Source organism: Brevundimonas sp. LjRoot202, assembly GCF_964253355.1.
Taxonomy (GTDB): domain Bacteria; phylum Pseudomonadota; class Alphaproteobacteria; order Caulobacterales; family Caulobacteraceae; genus Brevundimonas.
In genome coordinates, this window is sequence record NZ_CAXUQW020000003.1 from 111,322 (window position 1) to 128,944 (window position 17,623).

17 protein-coding genes are annotated in these 17,623 nt (G+C 69.6%); 5 read left to right on the top strand and 12 right to left on the bottom strand.

The genetic code is table 11. The annotated features are described in order from the left end of the window. Genes ACSQ1L_RS08410 through sdhC form a run of 6 tightly spaced genes read right to left on the bottom strand, consistent with a single transcriptional unit; the run spans nucleotide 1 to nucleotide 5,292 of the window. Nucleotides 1-801, bottom strand: a complete 801-nt coding sequence (locus tag ACSQ1L_RS08410; RefSeq protein ID WP_435993887.1) for a succinate dehydrogenase iron-sulfur subunit — start codon at nucleotides 799-801, stop codon at nucleotides 1-3. After that, a complete protein-coding gene (gene creD, locus ACSQ1L_RS08415; RefSeq protein WP_435993889.1) occupies nucleotides 801-2,234 on the bottom strand; it encodes a cell envelope integrity protein CreD in 1,434 nt (477 codons plus the stop codon). The genes ACSQ1L_RS08410 and creD overlap by 1 nt, the downstream gene beginning before the upstream one ends. Further along, nucleotides 2,231-2,623 carry a GFA family protein gene (locus ACSQ1L_RS08420; protein WP_435993891.1) on the bottom strand — a complete coding sequence of 131 codons (393 nt, stop codon included), beginning with the start codon at nucleotides 2,621-2,623 and terminating at the stop codon, nucleotides 2,231-2,233. Before ACSQ1L_RS08420 ends, creD begins: the two co-directional genes overlap by 4 nt. 2 nt (nucleotides 2,624-2,625) lie before the next feature. Further along, nucleotides 2,626-4,410 (bottom strand): succinate dehydrogenase flavoprotein subunit, encoded by a 1,785-nt coding sequence (gene sdhA, locus ACSQ1L_RS08425; protein ID WP_435993893.1) that lies wholly within the window; start codon nucleotides 4,408-4,410, stop codon nucleotides 2,626-2,628. A 4-nt stretch (nucleotides 4,411-4,414) separates the two neighbouring features. Next, the gene (gene sdhD, locus ACSQ1L_RS08430; protein WP_435993895.1) at nucleotides 4,415-4,822 is read right to left on the bottom strand and encodes a succinate dehydrogenase, hydrophobic membrane anchor protein; all 408 of its coding nucleotides are present in this window, start codon (nucleotides 4,820-4,822) and stop codon (nucleotides 4,415-4,417) included. Continuing rightward, nucleotides 4,819-5,292, bottom strand: coding sequence for a succinate dehydrogenase, cytochrome b556 subunit (gene sdhC / locus ACSQ1L_RS08435; RefSeq protein ID WP_435993896.1), 474 nt, complete (start codon nucleotides 5,290-5,292; stop codon nucleotides 4,819-4,821). The genes sdhD and sdhC overlap by 4 nt, the downstream gene beginning before the upstream one ends. 179 nt (nucleotides 5,293-5,471) lie before the next feature. On the opposite strand from sdhC, the gene ACSQ1L_RS08440 reads away from it, so the two are divergent. Continuing rightward, nucleotides 5,472-6,026: a hypothetical protein gene (locus ACSQ1L_RS08440; RefSeq protein WP_435993898.1), complete on the top strand. Its 555-nt coding sequence runs from the start codon at nucleotides 5,472-5,474 to the stop codon at nucleotides 6,024-6,026. Here ACSQ1L_RS08440 and ACSQ1L_RS08445 read toward each other — a convergent pair. Next, on the bottom strand, nucleotides 6,010-6,435 hold the full coding sequence (locus ACSQ1L_RS08445) for an HIT domain-containing protein (RefSeq protein WP_435994250.1): 426 nt from the start codon (nucleotides 6,433-6,435) through the stop codon (nucleotides 6,010-6,012). The genes ACSQ1L_RS08440 and ACSQ1L_RS08445 overlap by 17 nt on opposite strands. Nucleotides 6,436-6,480: 45 nt before the next feature. Beyond that, nucleotides 6,481-7,356 (bottom strand): SIMPL domain-containing protein, encoded by an 876-nt coding sequence (locus tag ACSQ1L_RS08450; RefSeq protein WP_435993900.1) that lies wholly within the window; start codon nucleotides 7,354-7,356, stop codon nucleotides 6,481-6,483. A gap of 228 nt (nucleotides 7,357-7,584) precedes the next feature. On the opposite strand from ACSQ1L_RS08450, the gene ACSQ1L_RS08455 reads away from it, so the two are divergent. Beyond that, nucleotides 7,585-8,139, top strand: coding sequence for a peroxiredoxin (locus ACSQ1L_RS08455; RefSeq protein ID WP_435993902.1), 555 nt, complete (start codon nucleotides 7,585-7,587; stop codon nucleotides 8,137-8,139). 201 nt (nucleotides 8,140-8,340) lie between these two features. Beyond that, on the top strand, nucleotides 8,341-8,874 hold the full coding sequence (locus ACSQ1L_RS08460) for a carboxymuconolactone decarboxylase family protein (protein ID WP_435993904.1): 534 nt from the start codon (nucleotides 8,341-8,343) through the stop codon (nucleotides 8,872-8,874). Here ACSQ1L_RS08460 and ACSQ1L_RS08465 read toward each other — a convergent pair. Together ACSQ1L_RS08465 and ACSQ1L_RS08470 are read right to left on the bottom strand one after the other, a co-directional pair. Then, nucleotides 8,871-9,386 (bottom strand): ATPase, encoded by a 516-nt coding sequence (locus ACSQ1L_RS08465; RefSeq protein ID WP_435993906.1) that lies wholly within the window; start codon nucleotides 9,384-9,386, stop codon nucleotides 8,871-8,873. The two genes, ACSQ1L_RS08460 and ACSQ1L_RS08465, sit on opposite strands and share 4 nt — an antisense overlap. 65 nt (nucleotides 9,387-9,451) lie before the next feature. Next, on the bottom strand, nucleotides 9,452-10,303 hold the full coding sequence (locus tag ACSQ1L_RS08470) for a glutamate racemase (protein ID WP_435993908.1): 852 nt from the start codon (nucleotides 10,301-10,303) through the stop codon (nucleotides 9,452-9,454). A gap of 123 nt (nucleotides 10,304-10,426) precedes the next feature. On the opposite strand from ACSQ1L_RS08470, the gene ACSQ1L_RS08475 reads away from it, so the two are divergent. Then, nucleotides 10,427-12,595, top strand: coding sequence for a M3 family metallopeptidase (locus ACSQ1L_RS08475; protein ID WP_435993910.1), 2,169 nt, complete (start codon nucleotides 10,427-10,429; stop codon nucleotides 12,593-12,595). A gap of 106 nt (nucleotides 12,596-12,701) precedes the next feature. Here the strand turns inward: ACSQ1L_RS08475 and ACSQ1L_RS08480 are convergent, their stop codons facing one another. Further along, nucleotides 12,702-12,989: a UrcA family protein gene (locus tag ACSQ1L_RS08480; protein ID WP_435993912.1), complete on the bottom strand. Its 288-nt coding sequence runs from the start codon at nucleotides 12,987-12,989 to the stop codon at nucleotides 12,702-12,704. A 135-nt stretch (nucleotides 12,990-13,124) separates the two neighbouring features. Continuing rightward, nucleotides 13,125-15,821 (bottom strand): phosphoenolpyruvate carboxylase, encoded by a 2,697-nt coding sequence (gene ppc / locus ACSQ1L_RS08485; RefSeq protein WP_435993914.1) that lies wholly within the window; start codon nucleotides 15,819-15,821, stop codon nucleotides 13,125-13,127. A gap of 287 nt (nucleotides 15,822-16,108) precedes the next feature. Between ppc and ffh the strand changes: the two genes are divergently transcribed. Beyond that, nucleotides 16,109-17,620: a signal recognition particle protein gene (gene ffh, locus ACSQ1L_RS08490; protein ID WP_435993916.1), complete on the top strand. Its 1,512-nt coding sequence runs from the start codon at nucleotides 16,109-16,111 to the stop codon at nucleotides 17,618-17,620. Nucleotides 17,621-17,623 lie beyond the last annotated feature (3 nt).

Genomic DNA, 17,623 nt, shown 5'->3' on the forward strand with positions numbered 1-17,623 from the left:
TCAGGCGGCCTCGGTCTTCTTCCGCGACGGCGAGACCATCAGCTTCTTGGTCTCGGCGATGGCCTTGGCCGGGTTCAGGCCCTTGGGGCACACCTGGGCGCAGTTCATGATGGTGTGGCAGCGGTAGAGCTTGAACGGGTCCTCGAGGTCGTCGAGCCGCTTGTCGGTGGCGTCGTCGCGGCTGTCGGCGATCCAGCGGTAGGACTGCAGCAGGGCGGCCGGGCCGAGGTATTCGGTCTGGTTCCACCAGTAGCTCGGGCACGAGGTCGAGCAGCAGGCGCACAGGATGCATTCGTAGAGGCCGTCCAGCTTGGCGCGGTCTTCCGGCAGCTGGATGCGCTCCTTCTCCGGGTCCGGCTCGTCGGACTGGAGGTAGGGCTGGATCGAGTCGTACTGGGCGTAGAACAGGGTCAGGTCAGTGACCAGGTCCTTGACCACCGGCTGGTGCGGCAAGGGCGCGATGGAGATCGTCGAGGAGGAGCACTCCTCCCAGCCCTTGGTGCAGGCCAGGGTGTTGCGGCCGTCGATGTTCATCGAGCAGGAACCGCAGATGCCCTCGCGGCACGAGCGCCGAAACGACAGCGTCGGGTCGATCTCGTTCTTGATGTGGATCAGGGCGTCGAGCAGCATCGGCCCGTGGTCGTCGGCCGAAACCTCATAGACGTCCCAGCGCGGGTCGGCGTCGACCTCGGGGTCGTAGCGGTAGACCTTGTAGGTCTTGACGTTCTTCGCGCCGGCCGGGGCCTTGTGGACCGTGCCGCGGGTGGGCTTGGAGCCCTTGGGAAGGGTGAGCTGAACCATCAGGCGATATCTCGGGTGTCCTGACCCTTCACGCCATACCAGTCGACGTTGCGGGTGAAATACATGACGGCCGCGATGGCCGCGAAGCTGGAGAGGGCGCCGACCAGCAGCGCATAGTCCTCGAGCCGCATCAGCACATAGATGAGGCCGTACAGGAAGGTGAAGGCGACCAACGCCCTCAGGCCTTGGGCCCGGCTGTCGAAAGTCCAGCCGGCGTAGGCCGAAATCAGGCCGACGGTGGCGGCCGCAGCCACCGCGAAGGCGAGGTCGAAGCCGATGTGCTCGGCGATCGACAGCAGCAGCATGTAGAAGATCACCTGGGCCATGCCGACGAGGATGTACTGGGCCGGATGGACGCGGCGGCCGGTGGTGGTCTCGAAAAGGAAATAGGCCAGGAAGACCAGGCCGATGAACAGGGGCGCGTACTTCAGCGAGCGGCTGACCGACTGATAGGGGTTCGCCGGCTCGACGAAGGTGGCGCCGAGGGAGGTGGCGCCCAATCGGCTCAGGGTTGCGGCGTCCCCTTCCACCGGCACGCCGCGCGCGACGAACGGCACCGTCCATGTGGCGTTGAAGCCGGTGTCATCGGCGCCGGCCTGCTGGCGGGACGGCAGGAAGCCGCCGTTGTAGGACGGATGCGGCCAGTCGCCGCGAATGACCGCATCGGTCGTTCCGGCGAAGGCGAGGACCGCGACGCGCTGGGCCCCGGAGAAGGCGGCGCGTCCCGCCACCTGGAACGTCCCGGCGGTTCGAAGGCTCTCCGGCAGGCGGGTTCCGAACAGCCGCAGGCTCTGTTCGCCCCGGACGCGCGGGTGGTCGCCCACGTCGTCCGCCGCCGACAATTGCGCCGTGGGTTCGACCCTCGACGGGGTCAGGGCCACCGTCTGTCCGGCGAGAGTCAGACCGATGTCCGACTTGGCCCCCCGTGCATCAGAGGCCCCCAGCACGATCTCGGCCCGGCTCCAGTCCAGCACGGCCCCGCGCGGCGCCTCGGCCCCGGCGTTGGCGAGGTCGAAGCTCGCGGCATAGCTCAGGTCGGCGGTGTAGACGGGAACCTTGAACAGCGAGCGGCTGCGGACCTCGGACACGGTCGCGACCTCGACACGGCCCCGGGTCGGGAAGATGTGCCAGACGCCGGCGTCCACGCTCGCCTGCATCGCCCGGGTCGTGCCGTCCGCCGCCGGGGGCGCGGCCTCAACCACGCTTCGGGTGTAGGGCACGGCGATAACCGGACCCAGGAAGGTCTGGGGGCCGCCCATCAGGCCGCCGACCTCCTGCGCCACCTGATCGGCCCGATTCGAGCGATCCATCAGCAAGGCGAAGACGAACAGGGCGGCAAGGCTCATCACCAGGGCCAGGCCGCAGACCAGAAGCAGCTTCAGCCCCGCGGAACGGCGCGGCGGCAGCGGCAGACGGAGGGTCGTTTCGGTCATCGCGGCCGCCTTTCAAGGTCATCGGGCAGGGCGTGGGCCGTGGCCATCCAGGCGAGACGGCTGCGGACCCAGATTTGCTCGACCGGAGGACAGGCCTCGGGATCGTCGAGGCTGCCCGTGGTGATGTCGATACGGTCGTCGCAGGCGGCGTCCCGGAAGGTGATCTGGGTCCCGCAGCGACCGCAGAAGGTGCGCACCGCGTGATCGGACGAGGCGTAGGCGACCGGTTCGCCGGTCAGGCGCAAGTCGCCCTCACGCACCGTGAACCAGGCGACGGCGGGAGCCCCGGTCGTGCGGCGGCACAGTTCGCAATGGCAGAGGGCGCGCTCGATCGGGACCCCCTCGGCCTCGTAGCGCACGCTTCCGCAATGGCAGCCGCCGGTCAGCATGGTCAGTACACCCGAGCCTTGGGCTCGATGTAGGCGATGTCGTCGGACATCGTGTAATTGTGGACCGGCCGGTAATCGATCTTCACCGCGTCGCCGGGGACCTTCCAGGCGAGGGTGTGCTTCATCCAGTTCACATCGTCGCGCTCGGGGAAGTCCTCGCGGGCGTGGGCGCCGCGGCTCTCGGTGCGGTTCAGCGCCCCCTCGATGGTGACCAGGGCCTGGTCGACCAGATTGTCGTATTCGAGGGTCTCGACCAGGTCGGTGTTCCAGATCAGGCCGCGGTCGGTGGTCTTGATGTCAGCGCCGGCGGCGTGGATGGCGCGCAGCTTGGCCACGCCCTCCTCCAGCGTCCTGCCGGTGCGGAACACGGCGGCGTCCGACTGCATGGCGCGCTGCATCTCGATGCGCAGCTTCGCGGTCGGGGTCGAGCCGTTCGCGTGACGGAAGCGGTCGAGCCGCGCCAGGTGGCCGTCGGTGACGGCGGCGGGCGCATCCGGGACCTTCGAGGTCTTGTCCACCGTCTCGCCGCAGCGCAAGCCTGCGGCGCGGCCGAAGACGACCAGATCGGTGAGGCTGTTGGAGCCGAGGCGGTTGGCCCCGTGCACCGAGACGCAGGCCGCCTCGCCGACGGCCATCAGGCCGGGCACGACGCTGTCGGCATTGTCGCCGACCTTGGTCAGGACCTCGCCGTGATAGTTCGTGGGGATGCCGCCCATGTTGTAGTGGACCGTTGGCAGCACCGGGATCGGCTGCTTCGTCACGTCGACGCCGGCGAAGATCTTGGCGCTCTCGGAAATGCCCGGCAGACGCTCGTGCAGTATCTTCGGATCGAGGTGGTCGAGGTGCAGGTGGATGTGGTCCTTGTTCGGGCCGACGCCGCGGCCCTCGCGGATCTCGATGGTCATGGAGCGGCTGACCATGTCGCGCGGGGCCAGGTCTTTCACGGTCGGCGCATAGCGCTCCATGAACCGCTCGCCTTCGGAGTTGGTCAGGTAGCCGCCCTCGCCGCGCGCACCTTCGGTGATCAGGCAGCCGGCGCCGTAGATGCCGGTCGGGTGGAACTGCACGAACTCCATATCCTGCAGCGGCAGGCCGGCGCGCAGCACCATGGCGTTGCCGTCACCGGTGCAGGTGTGGGCGCTGGTGGCGCTGAAATAGGCGCGCCCGTAGCCGCCGGTGGCCAGGATGACCATCTTGGCGCGGAAGCGGTGCAACTGGCCGGTGTCGAGCTGGAGCGCCGTCAGGCCGGTGCAGGCGCCGTCCTGCATGATCAGGTCGAGGCCGAAATATTCGACGAAGAACTCGACCTCGCGGCGCACCGACTGGCCGTACAGGGTGTGCAGGATGGCGTGGCCGGTGCGGTCGGCGGCGGCGCAGGTGCGCTGCACCGGGCCTTCGCCGAAATTGCGCGTCATGCCGCCGAAGGCGCGCTGGTAGATCTTGCCCTCGTCGGTGCGAGAGAAGGGCACGCCCCAGTGCTCGAGCTCGTAGACGGCCTTGGGCGCGTTGCGGACCAGGTATTCAATGGCGTCCTGGTCGCCCAGCCAGTCCGACCCCTTGACGGTGTCGTACATGTGCCACTGCCACGAGTCCTCGCCCATGTTGCCGAGCGAGGCGGAGATGCCGCCCTGGGCCGCCACGGTGTGCGAGCGGGTCGGGAAGACCTTGGTGACGCAGGCGACCTTCAGCCCCTGCTGCGCCGCGCCGAGCGCCGCGCGCAGGCCGGAACCGCCCGCCCCCACGACCACGACGTCATAAGCATGGTCGACGAATTCATAAGCAGCCACGCGATCAGGCTCCGAAACCGGCCGGCAGCGGGGCCGAGCCCAGCGCCAGTCGCACGATGAAGAAGACGCCGGCGGCGGCGAGGATCACGCACAGCAGGCCGATCAGGCCGACCAGGGTGTTCCGCGAAGCGGGCCGGTGGATGTAGTCGTCGATCATGACCTTCAGGCCCATGTTCATGTGCCACAGGCTGACCAGCAGGGTGACGGCCAGCAGGACCGCGTTGACCGGCGAGCGGAACCAGGCCAGCGCCCCCTCGTAGCCAGCGCCGGACAGGACCCAGCCGCTCCACAGGCCCCACAGGGTCAGGGGGACGAGGATCAGCGACGACAGCCGCTCCTGCACCCACTCGCCCGCGCCGTGGCGTTCGGAGACCTTGACGCCCTTGATGTAGCTTTTGGTCCCGTGGCTCAAAGCGACACCCTCCCGGTCATGAACAGCCCGGCCCAGAAGGCGACCGTGACGACGACGGCGAAGGCGATCGAGGCGGTGGACAGCAGATTGGCCGACTTCGGCGTCAGGCCTTGGCCGGCGTCCCAGATCAGGTGCCGGACGCCGCCGGCGAAATGGTAGGCCAAGGCGGCGGTCAGGCCGATCCAGACCAGCAGGCCCAGCGGCGAACCCATCCAGGCGGTGAAGGTCGCATAGGCGTCGGGTCCCAAGGCCAGGGCCGCCAGCCAGGCGACAACGAACAGGGCGCCGGCCGCCAGCGCCCCGCCGCTGACGCGGACAAGGATCGAAGCCAGCATGGTGACGTGCCAGCGCCAGACCTGCAGGTGGGGCGAGAGGGGGCGGACACGGCCGTTGGGCTGGCGCACGAAGCGGCCGGACTGATCGTCGGTCGGATCGTTCGAAGCATCGCCCGGCAAGGGGGAAGTCGACATATGCGAATGGTTCTCAGAAACCTGAGCGAAATCAGCCGCTCGAAATCGGTGATCAGGCTTTAGTCCAGCGGCGCGGCGGGGGTCAACGAAGCGCGAGCGTTCCTTGTCGTCCTGTCACGAATTCGCGGCGCGGACGCACCGGCTTTGCCAGATCACGCCGAAGGCGGCAGACTGGGGCCATGTCGGGGATCATCCTAGCCGCCGTGGCCGGCCTGCTCGCCCCGCAGGCGGCGCCGCACCCGTCGACGCAGACGCTCTATACGGCGCCGGCGATCCGTCCGTTCGAGCCCGGTTCCGACTTCGGCCGCGAGATCGCCGAGGGCGACGTCGGCCCCACCCCGCACCGCGCGCCGCTGACCGCGCCGGTCACGGTCGACGCCTATGACGGCTCCTACGAGGTCACCCCGACCGACGCGGAGGCCGCCTACGAGCAGGGCGTGGCCTCGGCCGAGATCCGCGCCGACCAGACGGCCGGGCCGATGGACGGCGCCTGGCGGATCGTCGATGCGGAGGGGCGGACGCTCTATGAGATGGTGCTGATGGATTCCGGCTCCGGGAGGGCCGAGGGCGGATGGCGCAATGCGCGGGACTCGGGCGCGGCCGTGTTCGACGGAAGGACGCTGACGCTGGAAGGCGTCGGCGGGATCGCGCTGGAGCGGGGCCGGAGCGGCTGGACCGGCCGGCTGACCGGGGACGGACAAACCCGGCCGGTGACTCTCACCCGGCCCGACTGAGCCGCACGCGCGATACGGCTGTCTGAAGCGCCTGCGCCCCATACGGCCTCGCGCCGCCGCGCCCCCAGACCGGATCGGGCCACAAGCCGTCGTCGCGGCGGCGGCCGACCACATGCACGTGCAACTGCGCCGTGACGTTGCCCAGCGCGGCCACATTCAACTTCTCGACCGGCCGCCGGGCCGCCTCGCCCAGCATTCGCACGACCTCGCCCGCGCGGATGGTCTCGTCCATCAGCAAAGCCCGGTCTGCGGGGGTCAGGTCCTCAAGCTCGCGCAGACCGGCGCGGCGAGGGATCAGGATCAGCCACGGAAAGCGGACGTCATCCTGGAGCCGGACCTGGCACAGCGGCCAGTCGCAGACCACGACGGAGCCGGCGTCGAAGGCGGGATCGGCCTGAAAGGCGTGCAGCATGCCCTTCGGTCGCCCGGCCGCGGTCTTGCGTCAACCCGTCCGTCAGTTGAGGGCGTAAACCACGCAGGCCCGGTCGGTCAGCTCGCGCAGCGGCGGCTGCAGCGCCAGCCGCGCCGCCTCGATCTGTTCCTCGCTGGGCGCGCCGGCTCCGCGGGCGGCCACGGGCGACGGGGGCGGGGCCGGCGGCGGCACGAAGGCCGGCTCGAAGTCGACGTCGGTGGCGAGGCCGCCCGAGCCGTAGGCGGGCCAGCCGGCCAGCACGTCGGTCTCACAGGCGCGGCCGGTCGGATCGATGACCTTGACCTCGCCCAGCGACGCCCCGGCGTTGGAGGCGGCCGCGCGCGCCCGGGCGGCGGCGTCCTTGACCGCCTCGCCCTGCAGCCAGGTCTTCACCGCATTGTCCGGTTCGAGGTTGAACCAGACCTGGCCGATCGAGGTCGGCTGGGAGGCGACGACGGTGGCGTAGACCCGCTCCAGCACCCGCGTGTCCCGCACCGTGACGTTGATGGTGGCGTCGGCCTGGTAGCGCTCGATCTGGTCGGCGCGGGCGTTGTCGCGCAGTACGCCGCCCTCGTCGCGGTACTGGTCGTAGAGCGGCCGGGTGGACACCGTCGTCTCGACCCGGACGACGTCGACGCCGTAGGCGGCCAGGGCCTGGCTGAGCGCGCGAATCTGGTCGGCGGCCTTGCGCGAGGCGTCGGCGGCGGTGCGATCGACCGACTGGAAGCTGGCGCTGAAGCCGGCGCGGTTGGCGGCGACCTGGGTGCGCACCTGGCCGATGGAGGCGATCACCGGCTCGCGCATCCACCAGGGCGCGGGGATGTAGCGCTCGCCGATGGTGGCGGGCGGCGTCTGGGCGACGGCGACGGCCGGGGCGGCGATGGCGGCGGCCAGGACGGCGGCGATCAGTCGGTTCATGGCGGGCTCCTTGTCAGACCCGGACCGTGCCCTCCGGGCCGTGGCCGGTAAAGCGCCCGGCGCCGCATCGTCAGGCCTCGTCAGCCTATGATGTGTATAGAATAAATCTATCGATGAAATGTGTTTCCAGAGATTGACTTTGTGCAGCGCACAGGCCAATTCGCGGCTGCGGCGCCGCTCCCCCGGCGCTCCAGAACTTCTTCATCGAAACCATCAGGAGGTCAGCACATGCTGGGCGTCGGTCAGAAACTGCCGGAATTCAAGATCATCGGCGTGAAGCCGGGCTTCAACAGCCACGAAGAGAACGGCGTCTCGGCCTTCGAGCCGATCACCCAGGACAGCTTCGAGGGCAAGTGGAAGGTCATCTTCTTCTACCCGAAGGACTTCACCTTCGTCTGCCCGACCGAGATCGCCGAGTTCGCCTCGCTGGCCCGCGATTTCGACGACCGCGACACCGTGGTGCTGGGCGGCTCGACCGACAACGAATTCGTCAAGCTGGCCTGGCGGCGTGACCACGCCGACCTGAACAAGCTGCCGATCTGGCAGTTCGCCGACAATGGCGGCAAGTTCGCCCGCGAGCTCGGCGTGCTCGACGAGGCCGAAGGCGTCGCCCTGCGCGCCACCTTCGTGGTCGATCCGCACAACGTCGTGCAGCACGTCTACGTCACCAACCTGAACGTCGGCCGCGCCCCGGCGGACACCCTGCGCGTCGTCGACGCCCTGCAGACCGACGAACTGTGCGCCTGCAACCGCCCGGTGGGCGGCGAGACGCTCGCCGCGTAAGGCGGCGACCTGAGATGTGGAAGGCGGCGGCGCGTGGATCGCCGCCTTCCACACTCGTTTCTTTTCTGGCGCTATGCCCGGCTCGCGGAGCCTCGCGACTTGAGCGCGGTCGCGCCTGAAACAACCAAGTCCCCATATGCGGCTCAAGCAGCGAACGACCGCGTCGTGAGCGATAGCCGCTTCCCGAAGGGAACCCCCAAAATGTCGATCGACGCCCTGCGCGACCTCATCCCGGCCTACGCCAAGGACATCTCGCTGAACCTCGGCTCGCTGGCCTCCGAGACGGTGCTGAACGATCAGCAGAAGTGGGGCGCCTTCCTGGCCTCGGCCCACGCCATCGGCGTCGCGCCCGTGGTCAAGGCCATCGAGACCCAGGCCGCGACCGTGCTGTCGCCCGAGGCGATGAACGCCGCCAAGTCGGCCGCCGCCATCATGGGCATGAACAACATCTACTACCGGTCGCTGCACCTGATGAAGAACCAGGAATACACGACCATCCCCGCGAAGCTGCGCATGAACGTCATCGCCAATCCGGGCGTCGACAAGATGGACTTCGAGCTGTGGTCCACGGCCGTCTCGGCCATCAACGGCTGCGGCGCCTGCCTCGACGCCCACGAGGGCGAGCTGCGCAAGCACGGCGTGCCGGCGACCCAGGTGCAGGCCGCCCTGCGCATCGGCGCGGTGGTCCACGCCGCCAGCCGGATCGTGGCCTCGGAGACGGCGCTGGCGGGCTAGTCGCCGCCGAGGTGGTCCGCCAGTCGGCCGAACTGCTCGCTCATGACGCCATCGATGGCGTCGGCCATGGCGCCGGCGCCGGGGCCGTTGACGACAAAGGTCCACTTCAGGGCGCGGCCCGGCTGACCCTCCACATCGGCCCAGCTCATGGTCAGGATCGCGTCGGCGCCGATCGATTGCAGCGGCCCGAACGGCGCGTCGAAGCGGACCATCCGCTGTTCCGGCCAGACCAGCACCGCCTCAGCGTGCTTGACGCCGCCGCCCGGCAGAGCCTCGCACCAGCAGCCGCCGGGCCTCAGATCGACCGAGATGTTGGCCGCGCTTCCGGAGTAGGTGTGGGCGTCGCTCCACCACGCGGCGGGGCCGGCGATGGCGGCGAGGATCGCCTCGTCGGACGCCGCCACCCCGCGTTCATAGGTCAGGCTGAAGCCATCGTCGGACCGGCTCGACACCTCCGCCGAAGCGGAGCCGGCCAAGGCCGACAACGCGGCGGCGAGCAGCAGACGGTTCATGCGAAAAAATCCTCCCGGACGGCATCCGCGCCCGGACAGGCTCCGGCGTCAAGCGCCGCCGTCGCTCAAGCCGGCTGGAAGGTCAGCGGCGCGCCCCAGAACTGGCCCACCAGATCCGATTGGGCGCCCGGCTGGCCGGTGGTCAGGAAGTCTCGCCGGCCGGAGCCGCCGAGCGCGTATTCGGGATGCCGTTGGAAATAGCGGTCCAGCGCGTCGGCGACGGCGGTCGGCTGGTGGATCACCGGCGTGCCCTCGGGCAGGGCGGCGGCGAACAGGTCGGCGACGATCTCGTAGTGGGTGCAGCCGAGAATGGCCTTGTCCGGGTGCCGTCCGATGCGGCGGCGCAGGGCGTCGACGTGGTCCTGCACAACGATCTTCAGCTCCTCGGGCGGCGCGCCCAGTTCGATCAGGCCGGCGAGGCCGGGGCAGGGTTCGGAGAACACGGCCAGATCCTCGCGGCGCTTGTCGATCTCGATCTCGTAGACCCGGCTCATGGCGGTGGCGGCGGTGCAGAACACGCCGGTGATCTCGAGCGCCTCGATCTTGTCCCCGAGCCGTTCGGCTTCATAGGTCCAGGGCAGGCCGGTGGCGGACTCTATGGTCGGCACGATGATGCCCAGCACATTGACCGGCCGCCCGTGCCGCGCCCGGGCCTCGGGCACCCAGGTCTGCTGCAGGCGGCGAAGGGCGATGGCGCTGGCGGTGTTGCAGGCCAGGACGATGACGTTGGCTCCGGCCTCGAACAGCCGCTCGCAACCGGCCCGGGTCAGATCGACGATCTCCTCGCCGCCGCGGCCGCCGTAGGGGGCGTTGGCCTGATCGGCCAGATAGACGAAGTCCCGGTCGGGGAACCGCCGCGTCAGTTCGCGGTGGACCGTCAGCCCGCCCACGCCGGAGTCGAATACGCCTATCGCCATGGCGGGGTGTTAGCCGTGCGGCTCTTTGTCGTCCACGTCCAAGATTACGGGCCGTTCATGTGACAGTCAGCGCCCGGGGGGCCTAGGTAGGGCGGAACGGATCGTTTCAACGGAGGCTTGTCCATGCATCGCCGCAACTTCTTCATCGCCGGAGGCAGCCTGATGGTTCTGTCCGCTTGCGCCGCCAACGGCGTTGACCTGGGCGAGGCCCCGTCGGCGTCCAGTCTCGCCGAGGACGCCCGCATCGCCCGGGCCGTCCTGCCGGCGCAGACCCCGCGCGCCGAGCTGCTGCAGCCGTGGACCGGCCCCTATCAGGGGGTGCCGCCGTGGGACAAGGTCAGCGCCGCCAAGCTGCGCGAGGCCATCCTCGAGGGCATCGAACTGCAACGCGCCGAGATCGAGGCGATCGCGAACAACCCCGAGCCGGCCACCTTCGCCAACACCCAGGTCGCCCTGCAGATGGCCGGCGAGCCGCTGGACCGGGCCCTGAACCTGTTCGGGGTGATGACCCAGAACATCGGCTCGGACGACTACCAGGCCGTCGACACCGAAGTGTCGCCCCTGCTGTCCGCCGCCGGCGACGAGATCACCTTCAACGAGAAGCTGTTCGCCCGCATCAAGGCCGTGGCCGACGGCGCCGCGGCGGCCGGGCTGACCGCCGAGCAGACCCGTCTCTCGGAACGCAGTCGCGACGCCTTCGTGCGCAGCGGCGCGGCGCTGGACGCGGCGAAGAAGGCCGAGCTGGGCCGGATCAACACCGCCCTGTCCAACGCCTTCACCCGTTTCGGCCAGAAGGTCGTCGCCGACGAGAACACCTTCACGCACATCCCGGCCGAGGCCGGGGTGGCCGGCCTGCCGGCGTCGAACAAGGCGGCGGCCGCGGCGGCGGCCCGCAGCCGCAATGTGCCGGGCTACGCCATCGTCAACACCCGCTCGAGCGTGGATCCCTTCCTGTCCTTCGCTGACGACCGCGCGCTGCGTGAGCAGGTCTGGCGCAAATTCGTCAATCGCGGCGACAACGGCGACGCCAACGACACCAACGCCACCATCGCCGAGATCGTGAAGCTGCGGGCCGAGCGCGCCAGCCTGCTGGGCTTCGGCAACCACGCCGAATGGCGGATGCAGGACACGATGGCGAAGACGCCGGCGGCGGCCATGGACCTGATGAACCGGGTCTGGGCTCCGGCCAAGGCCCGGGTGGCGGAAGAGGTCGCCGACATGCGCGCCATCGCCGGCCACGACATCGAGCCGTGGGACTACCTCTACTATGCGGAGAAGGTCCGGAAGCAGAAGTACGACCTCGATCAGAACGAGCTGAAGCCGTATTTCGAGCTGACCAACGTCCGCGCCGGCTCGTTCGAAATGGCCCGCCGCCTGTACGGCTTCACCTTCGAGAAGCTGGCCCCGGGAACGGTGCCGGTCTTCCATCCCGACGTCACCGTTTACGAGGTCAAGGACGCCGGCCAGCCCATCGGCCTCTACTACGCCGACGACTATGCGCGTCCGGGTAAGCGTTCGGGCGCATGGATGACCACCTATCGCGGCTATTCCACCTATGACGGGGTCAAGAACACCCTGGCGTCGAACAACAACAACTTCATCAAGGCCGAGGGCGCGGACCCCATCCTGATCTCGCTCGACGACGCCGAGACGATGTTCCACGAGTTCGGCCACGCCCTGCACTATCTCTCGTACAAGATCACCTACCCGGCCCTGGGGGGCACGCCGCGCGACTATGTGGAATATCCGTCGCAGGTGCACGAGCACTGGGTGCTGTCGCGGCCGATCCTCGACGGTTACATGAAGCACGTGGAGACCGGTCAGCCGATGCCGCAGGCGCTGGTCGACAAGATCGAGGCCTCGCAGACCTTCAACCAGGGCTATACGACGGTCAGCTACCTCTCCTCGGCCCTGGTCGACATGGACCTGCACACCCGGGCCACGCCGCCGACCGACATCGACGCGTTCGAGCGCGAGAGCCTGGCCCGGATCGGCATGCCGAAGGAGATCGTGATGCGGCACCGCCTGCCGCAGTTCAATCACCTGTTCACATCGGACGCCTATTCGGCGGGGTACTACAGCTACCTCTGGTCCGAGGTCATGGACGCCGACACCTGGGCCTATTTCGAGGAGTCGGGCGACGTCTTCAACCCGGACATCGCGGCCCGCTACAAGGCGATCATCCTGTCGGAGGGCAACACCACCGACCGGGGCGAAGCCTACCGCCGCTTCCGCGGCCGCGACCCGGATGTGGCCGCCCTGCTGAAGGTGCGGGGTTTCCCGACGTCCTAGCGCCCTGACGACCTTCGGGCTGCCTGAGGGCGGCGCGCGGGGCACGGATCAGGCCAGAAACGGCGAAGGCCCGGCGGATCGCTCCGCCGGGCCTTTTTCGCGGGCCTTACGCCACCAGCGGGACCCGGCTCAGGGCGTAGTCGACCTGGGCGGCGCCGGGCAGCAGGCGGACGGCTTCGTCCCGGACCGCCGTCTGACAGGCGGCGCGACCGCCGGTCACCGGGATATTGCGGCACATCTTGCGGGCCGCCGAGCGGATGCGGGCGTCGAAGGCGTCGGCCCCGGCGGCGGTGGACAGGTCCAGATCGCCCCACCGGATGCGGGCCTCCTGGGCGGAAGCGGAACCGGCGATGGCGACGATCAGGACGGCGGTGAGAGAAGCGAGAGTTTTCATGGCGATCTCCTGCGGAGAGCTGCGTCGCTCCCTGGCGGCGACGGTGCGGGAGATACGGCCACGCTGTTGCGGCCTGATGTGGATTTCGCGGCGAAATGGCGACGCCGGGTGAATTCGCGGATAACTTAACGTTGATCAGCCGCTGTTGCGCAGGCCCGCGGCGACGCCGTTGAGGGCCAGCAGGATGCCCTCGCGAACGCGCGGGTCGTCATCGCCGGCGCGGCGGCGGCGGATCAGCTCGATCTGCACGTGATTGAGCGGCTCGACATAGGGCATGCGCAGGCGGATCAGGCGGTCGAGCTCGGGCTGTCCGGCCAGCAGGGCGTCCTGTCCGGTGACGGCCAGCACCGCCGCCACCGTCCGGTCCCACTCGGCGACGATCGCGCCGTGGATGCGGTCGGCCAGGGCGCGGTCGGGGACCAGCGAGGCGTAGCGCCGGGCGATGGTCATGTCAGCCTTGGCCATGACCATCTCCATGTTCTGCATCAGGGTGCGAAAGAACGGCCAGTCGCGGGCCATGGCCCGCAGTTCGTCCAGGTCCGCCCCCTCGACCGCCGAGCCGAAACCGAACCAGCCCGGCAGCATGATCCGCGACTGGCTCCAGCTGAACACCCAGGGAATGGCGCGCAGGTCCTCGATCGCGGTCGAGGCGGAGCGAGAGGCCGGGCGGGAACCGATCTTCAGCTCGGCGATCTCGACGATCGGCGTGGCGGCGCGGAAATAGTTGACGAAGCCCTCGGTCTCGTAGACCAGCGCCCGGTAGGCCGCCATCGAGGCCCGGGACAGGGCCCGCGCCGTGTCGCCATGCCGTTCGCTGAAGGTCTGGTCGGCCGGCGGCCGCAGCGAGGCCAGCAGGACGCCGCAGGTCAAGGCGTCGAGGTTGCGACGGGCCACGTCGGGCTCGCCGTATTTGTTGGCGATCACCTCGCCCTGTTCGGTGACGCGGATGCGGCCGGCGACGGTGCCCTGCGGCTGGGCGACGACGGCGGCGAAACTGGAGCCGCCGCCCCGGCCGACGGCGCCGCCCCGGCCGTGGAACAGCTGCAGTCGCAGGCCCGCCGCGTCCGTGACCTCCAGCAGGGCCCGCGACGCCTCGTGCAACTCCCAGGTCGAGGTCAGGTAGGAGCCGTCCTTGTTGGAGTCGGAATAGCCGATCATCACCTCCTGCACCCCCCGGGCGCGGGCCACGGCGAGGGCGGAGGGCTCCTTCAGCAACCGCTCCAGCGTCGGCTTCGAGGCGCGCAGGTCGTCGATGGTCTCGAACAGGGGAGCCGCCTGGATCGGGCAGGTCTCGGGCGCGTCGGGTCGGTAGAGGCCGACCTCCCGGAGCAGCAGATAGACCTCCAGCAGGTCGGACGCGGCGTCGGTCTTGGAGACCACGTGGGTGCGGATCGCCTGGGGCCCGAACAGGCGCAGCGCCTCGGCCGCGGCCAGCAGGATGTCCCTCTCCTTCAAGGTCTCGTCCGCATAGGCGGCGTAGGGGCTGAACAGCAGGCGGCCGGAGGCCAGTTCCGCCGCCAACAGCGCCAGCCGGGCCTCCTCATCCAGCGCGGGGTAGTCCTCGCAAACGCCGGCGACCTTGAGCAGGTCGGCGACCACGCGCTCGTGGACATCGGCGTTCTGGCGCAGGTCCAGGGTGGCCATGTGGAAGCCGAACACGTCCACGGCCGTGACCAGCCGGGTCAGCCGGTCATCGGCGAACACCGCCCCGTGATGGGCGACCAGGCTGTCGCGCAGCACCGCCAAGTCGGCGCGGAAGACGTCCGGCCCGGCGTAGGGCCCGGCCGCGAACGCCGCCGCCCGGGGGGCGGGTTGCCCCGTCAGCACCGGATGGGTCGCGGCCAGGCGGGCGTAGATTTCACTGAGGGCGCGGCGATAGGGCTCGTCGGCCCGGTGCGGCGAGCGGTCCCCGGACGCCTGCGCCAGCGCCGCCAGTTCCGGCGACACGGCGCTCATCGAGCCGGACAGGCTGAGCTCCGCGCCGAGGGCGTTGACCTCGTCCAGATAGTGGCGAAGCGCCGCGCGGGCCTGGGTGCGGAAGGCGGCGGTCAGGACGCCGCCGTCCACATTGGGGTTGCCGTCGCGATCGCCGCCGACCCAGGTGCCGATGCGGATGAAGGGTGCGAGCTCCGGCGCCCCCACCCGCCTGCGCCAGTCGGCCAGCTGGGCCGGCGCCACATGCAGGAAGACCCGCTCCAGGAACGAGACGACAGTGTCGATCTCGTCCTGCACCGCCAGCCCCGCCTGCCGGACCAGCCGGGTGGTCCAGAGAATGACCGTCTGGCGTCGCAGGCCGGCCATCAGCACCTCGGGCGCGCAGGCGAGGTCGTTCTGGTCGCAGGCGTCGAGCAGGTCGGACACGGCGGCGATGCGGTCGATGACGCTCTTGCGCCGCACCTCGGAGGGATGGGCGGTGAGAACGGGCGAGATCAGCGCGCCGGCCAGCAGGTCGCGCGCCTCGTCCGTCGACGCGCCCGTCCCGGCAAGGCGTTGAAGCGCGCCCTCGGGGGTGTCGGCCCTCGCGCCCGCCGCCGCCTGTTCCCGGGCCCGGCGTTTGCCTGCCCGGTCCTCGGCGACGTTGGCGAGCAGGGAGAAGACCGCGAAGCCATGGGCGAGGCCGACGGCCTGATCCAGAGACAGTTCGCCGAGCAACTGCTCCAGGCGGGCGGCGTCGGCGGCCCCCGCGTCGCGGTGCCAGGCGACCGAGGCCTGACGGACAGCCTCGACGCGGTCGTAAAGGTCCTGCCCGCCCTCGTCGCGGATCACCTCGCCGAGCAGGCCGCCCAACAGGCGCACCTCGTCGCGCAGTCGGTCGTCGGTGAGCGGGGTCATGTCGGATCTCGCAGCGGGGAGGCTGGGAGGCACACCGTATCAGGGACGTGGGAACGGGCCATCGGAAACGATAACGCTGAAACGCGATGTGCGTGTCCTGGCCCGAGTCGACAAACCGCCCCTTTTGCCCCATAAGCCGCCGCTTCCGACGCAAGTGAACCCTGCGTCTCCACCGGGACGACCCCTGTTTCGACAGGACGAGCCCGGCGAGAACCCCCTGCCGACGTGATCGTCGCCAGGGGCCGTTGTCGTATGGAGCCGTTTCACCCGTCGCAACGAGGTTGTGAATGTTCGAGGCTCTGAACGAGCGGCTGACAGGCGTCTTCGACCGGATCACCGGGCGCGGCGCCCTGTCCGAAAAGGACGTGGCCGAGGCGATGCGCGAGGTTCGCGTGGCGCTGCTCGAGGCCGACGTCGCCCTGCCCGTCGTCAAGGACTTCATCGCCTTCGCCACCGAGCGCGCCACCGGCGAGGAGGTCATCCGCTCGGTCAAGCCGGCCGATCAGGTGGTCAAGATCGTCTACGACGGCCTCGTCGAGATGCTGGGCGGCGAGGAGCCGGCCCCGATCAACCTGAACGCCACGCCGCCGGCCGTCATCCTGATGTCGGGCCTGCAGGGCTCGGGCAAGACGACGACCTCGGCCAAGCTGGCGCTGCGGCTGACCAAGTTCGAGCGCAAGAAGGTCATGATGGCCTCGCTCGACACCCGCCGCCCGGCGGCGATGGAGCAGCTGGCCACCCTCGGCAAGCAGATCGAGGTCGCGACCCTGCCGATCGTGGCCGGCGAAAGCCCGGTCCAGATCACCCGCCGGGCGCTGCAGTCGGCCAAGCTGCAAGGCTTCGACGTCCTGATCCTCGACACCGCCGGCCGCATCACGCTGGACGAAGCCCTGATGGCCGAGGTGGCGGAAGTCGCCGCCGTCTCGAAGCCGGTCGAGACCCTGCTGGTCGCGGACAGCCTGACCGGCCAGGACGCGGTGCGCACCGCCAAGGCCTTCCACGAGCGCCTGCCGCTGACCGGTCTCGTCCTGACCCGCGCCGACGGCGACGGGCGCGGCGGGGCCATGCTGTCGATGCGGGCCGTCACCGGCCTGCCGATCAAATACATCGGCGCCGGCGAGAAGGTCGACGCGCTGGAGGTGTTCGACGCCCGCCGCGTCGCCGGCCGCATCCTCGGTCAGGGAGACATCGTCGCCCTGGTCGAGAAGGCGTCGCAAGAGCTCGACCAGTCCAAGGCCGAGGCCATGGCCCGCAAGCTGGCCAAGGGCCAGTTCGACCTCAACGACCTCGCCGCCCAGCTGCAGCAGATGAAGCGGATGGGCGGGCTGCAGGGCATCATGGGGATGCTGCCCGGCGTGGCCAAGATGAAGGCCCAGATGGCCAACGCCAACGTCGACGACCGCATGATCGCGCGGCAGGAAGCCATCATCAGCTCGATGACCAAGGTCGAGCGCAAGAAGCCGGACCTGCTCAACGCCAGCCGCAAGAAGCGCATCGCCGCCGGCGCCGGGGTCGAGGTCCAGGAGATCAACCGCCTGCTCAAGCAACACCGCCAGATGGCCGACATGGTCAAGTCGATGTCCAAGGGCGGCGGCAAGGGCCTGAAACAGATGGCCGCCGCAATGGGCATGGGCGGCGGCGGCGACATGGCCCGTCTCAAGGCGCTGGGCGGCGGCAAGATGCCGGAGCCCTCGGCCGACGAAATGAAAGCCATCCAGGACCGGCTCGCCGGCCTGGGCGGCGGACAACTGCCGGGAGGCCTCCCCGGCCTGCCGGGCTTCCCTTCCAAGAAAAACTGACTT

Excerpts from the sequence above, each read along its gene's own strand:
- ffh (WP_435993916.1), top strand. The coding sequence starts at position 16,109 with ATGTTCGAGGCTCTGAACGAGCGGCTGACAGGCGTCTTCGACCGGATC.
- ACSQ1L_RS08420 (WP_435993891.1), bottom strand. The coding sequence starts at position 2,623 with ATGCTGACCGGCGGCTGCCATTGCGGAAGCGTGCGCTACGAGGCCGAG.
- ACSQ1L_RS08410 (WP_435993887.1), bottom strand. The coding sequence starts at position 801 with ATGGTTCAGCTCACCCTTCCCAAGGGCTCCAAGCCCACCCGCGGCACG.
- ACSQ1L_RS08460 (WP_435993904.1), top strand. The coding sequence starts at position 8,341 with ATGTCGATCGACGCCCTGCGCGACCTCATCCCGGCCTACGCCAAGGAC.
- ACSQ1L_RS08480 (WP_435993912.1), bottom strand. The coding sequence starts at position 12,989 with ATGAAAACTCTCGCTTCTCTCACCGCCGTCCTGATCGTCGCCATCGCC.
- ACSQ1L_RS08455 (WP_435993902.1), top strand. The coding sequence starts at position 7,585 with ATGCTGGGCGTCGGTCAGAAACTGCCGGAATTCAAGATCATCGGCGTG.
- ACSQ1L_RS08440 (WP_435993898.1), top strand. The coding sequence starts at position 5,472 with ATGTCGGGGATCATCCTAGCCGCCGTGGCCGGCCTGCTCGCCCCGCAG.
- ppc (WP_435993914.1), bottom strand. The coding sequence starts at position 15,821 with ATGACCCCGCTCACCGACGACCGACTGCGCGACGAGGTGCGCCTGTTG.
- sdhC (WP_435993896.1), bottom strand. The coding sequence starts at position 5,292 with ATGTCGACTTCCCCCTTGCCGGGCGATGCTTCGAACGATCCGACCGAC.
- ACSQ1L_RS08450 (WP_435993900.1), bottom strand. The coding sequence starts at position 7,356 with ATGAACCGACTGATCGCCGCCGTCCTGGCCGCCGCCATCGCCGCCCCG.
- ACSQ1L_RS08475 (WP_435993910.1), top strand. The coding sequence starts at position 10,427 with ATGCATCGCCGCAACTTCTTCATCGCCGGAGGCAGCCTGATGGTTCTG.
- ACSQ1L_RS08470 (WP_435993908.1), bottom strand. The coding sequence starts at position 10,303 with ATGGCGATAGGCGTATTCGACTCCGGCGTGGGCGGGCTGACGGTCCAC.
- creD (WP_435993889.1), bottom strand. The coding sequence starts at position 2,234 with ATGACCGAAACGACCCTCCGTCTGCCGCTGCCGCCGCGCCGTTCCGCG.
- ACSQ1L_RS08465 (WP_435993906.1), bottom strand. The coding sequence starts at position 9,386 with ATGAACCGTCTGCTGCTCGCCGCCGCGTTGTCGGCCTTGGCCGGCTCC.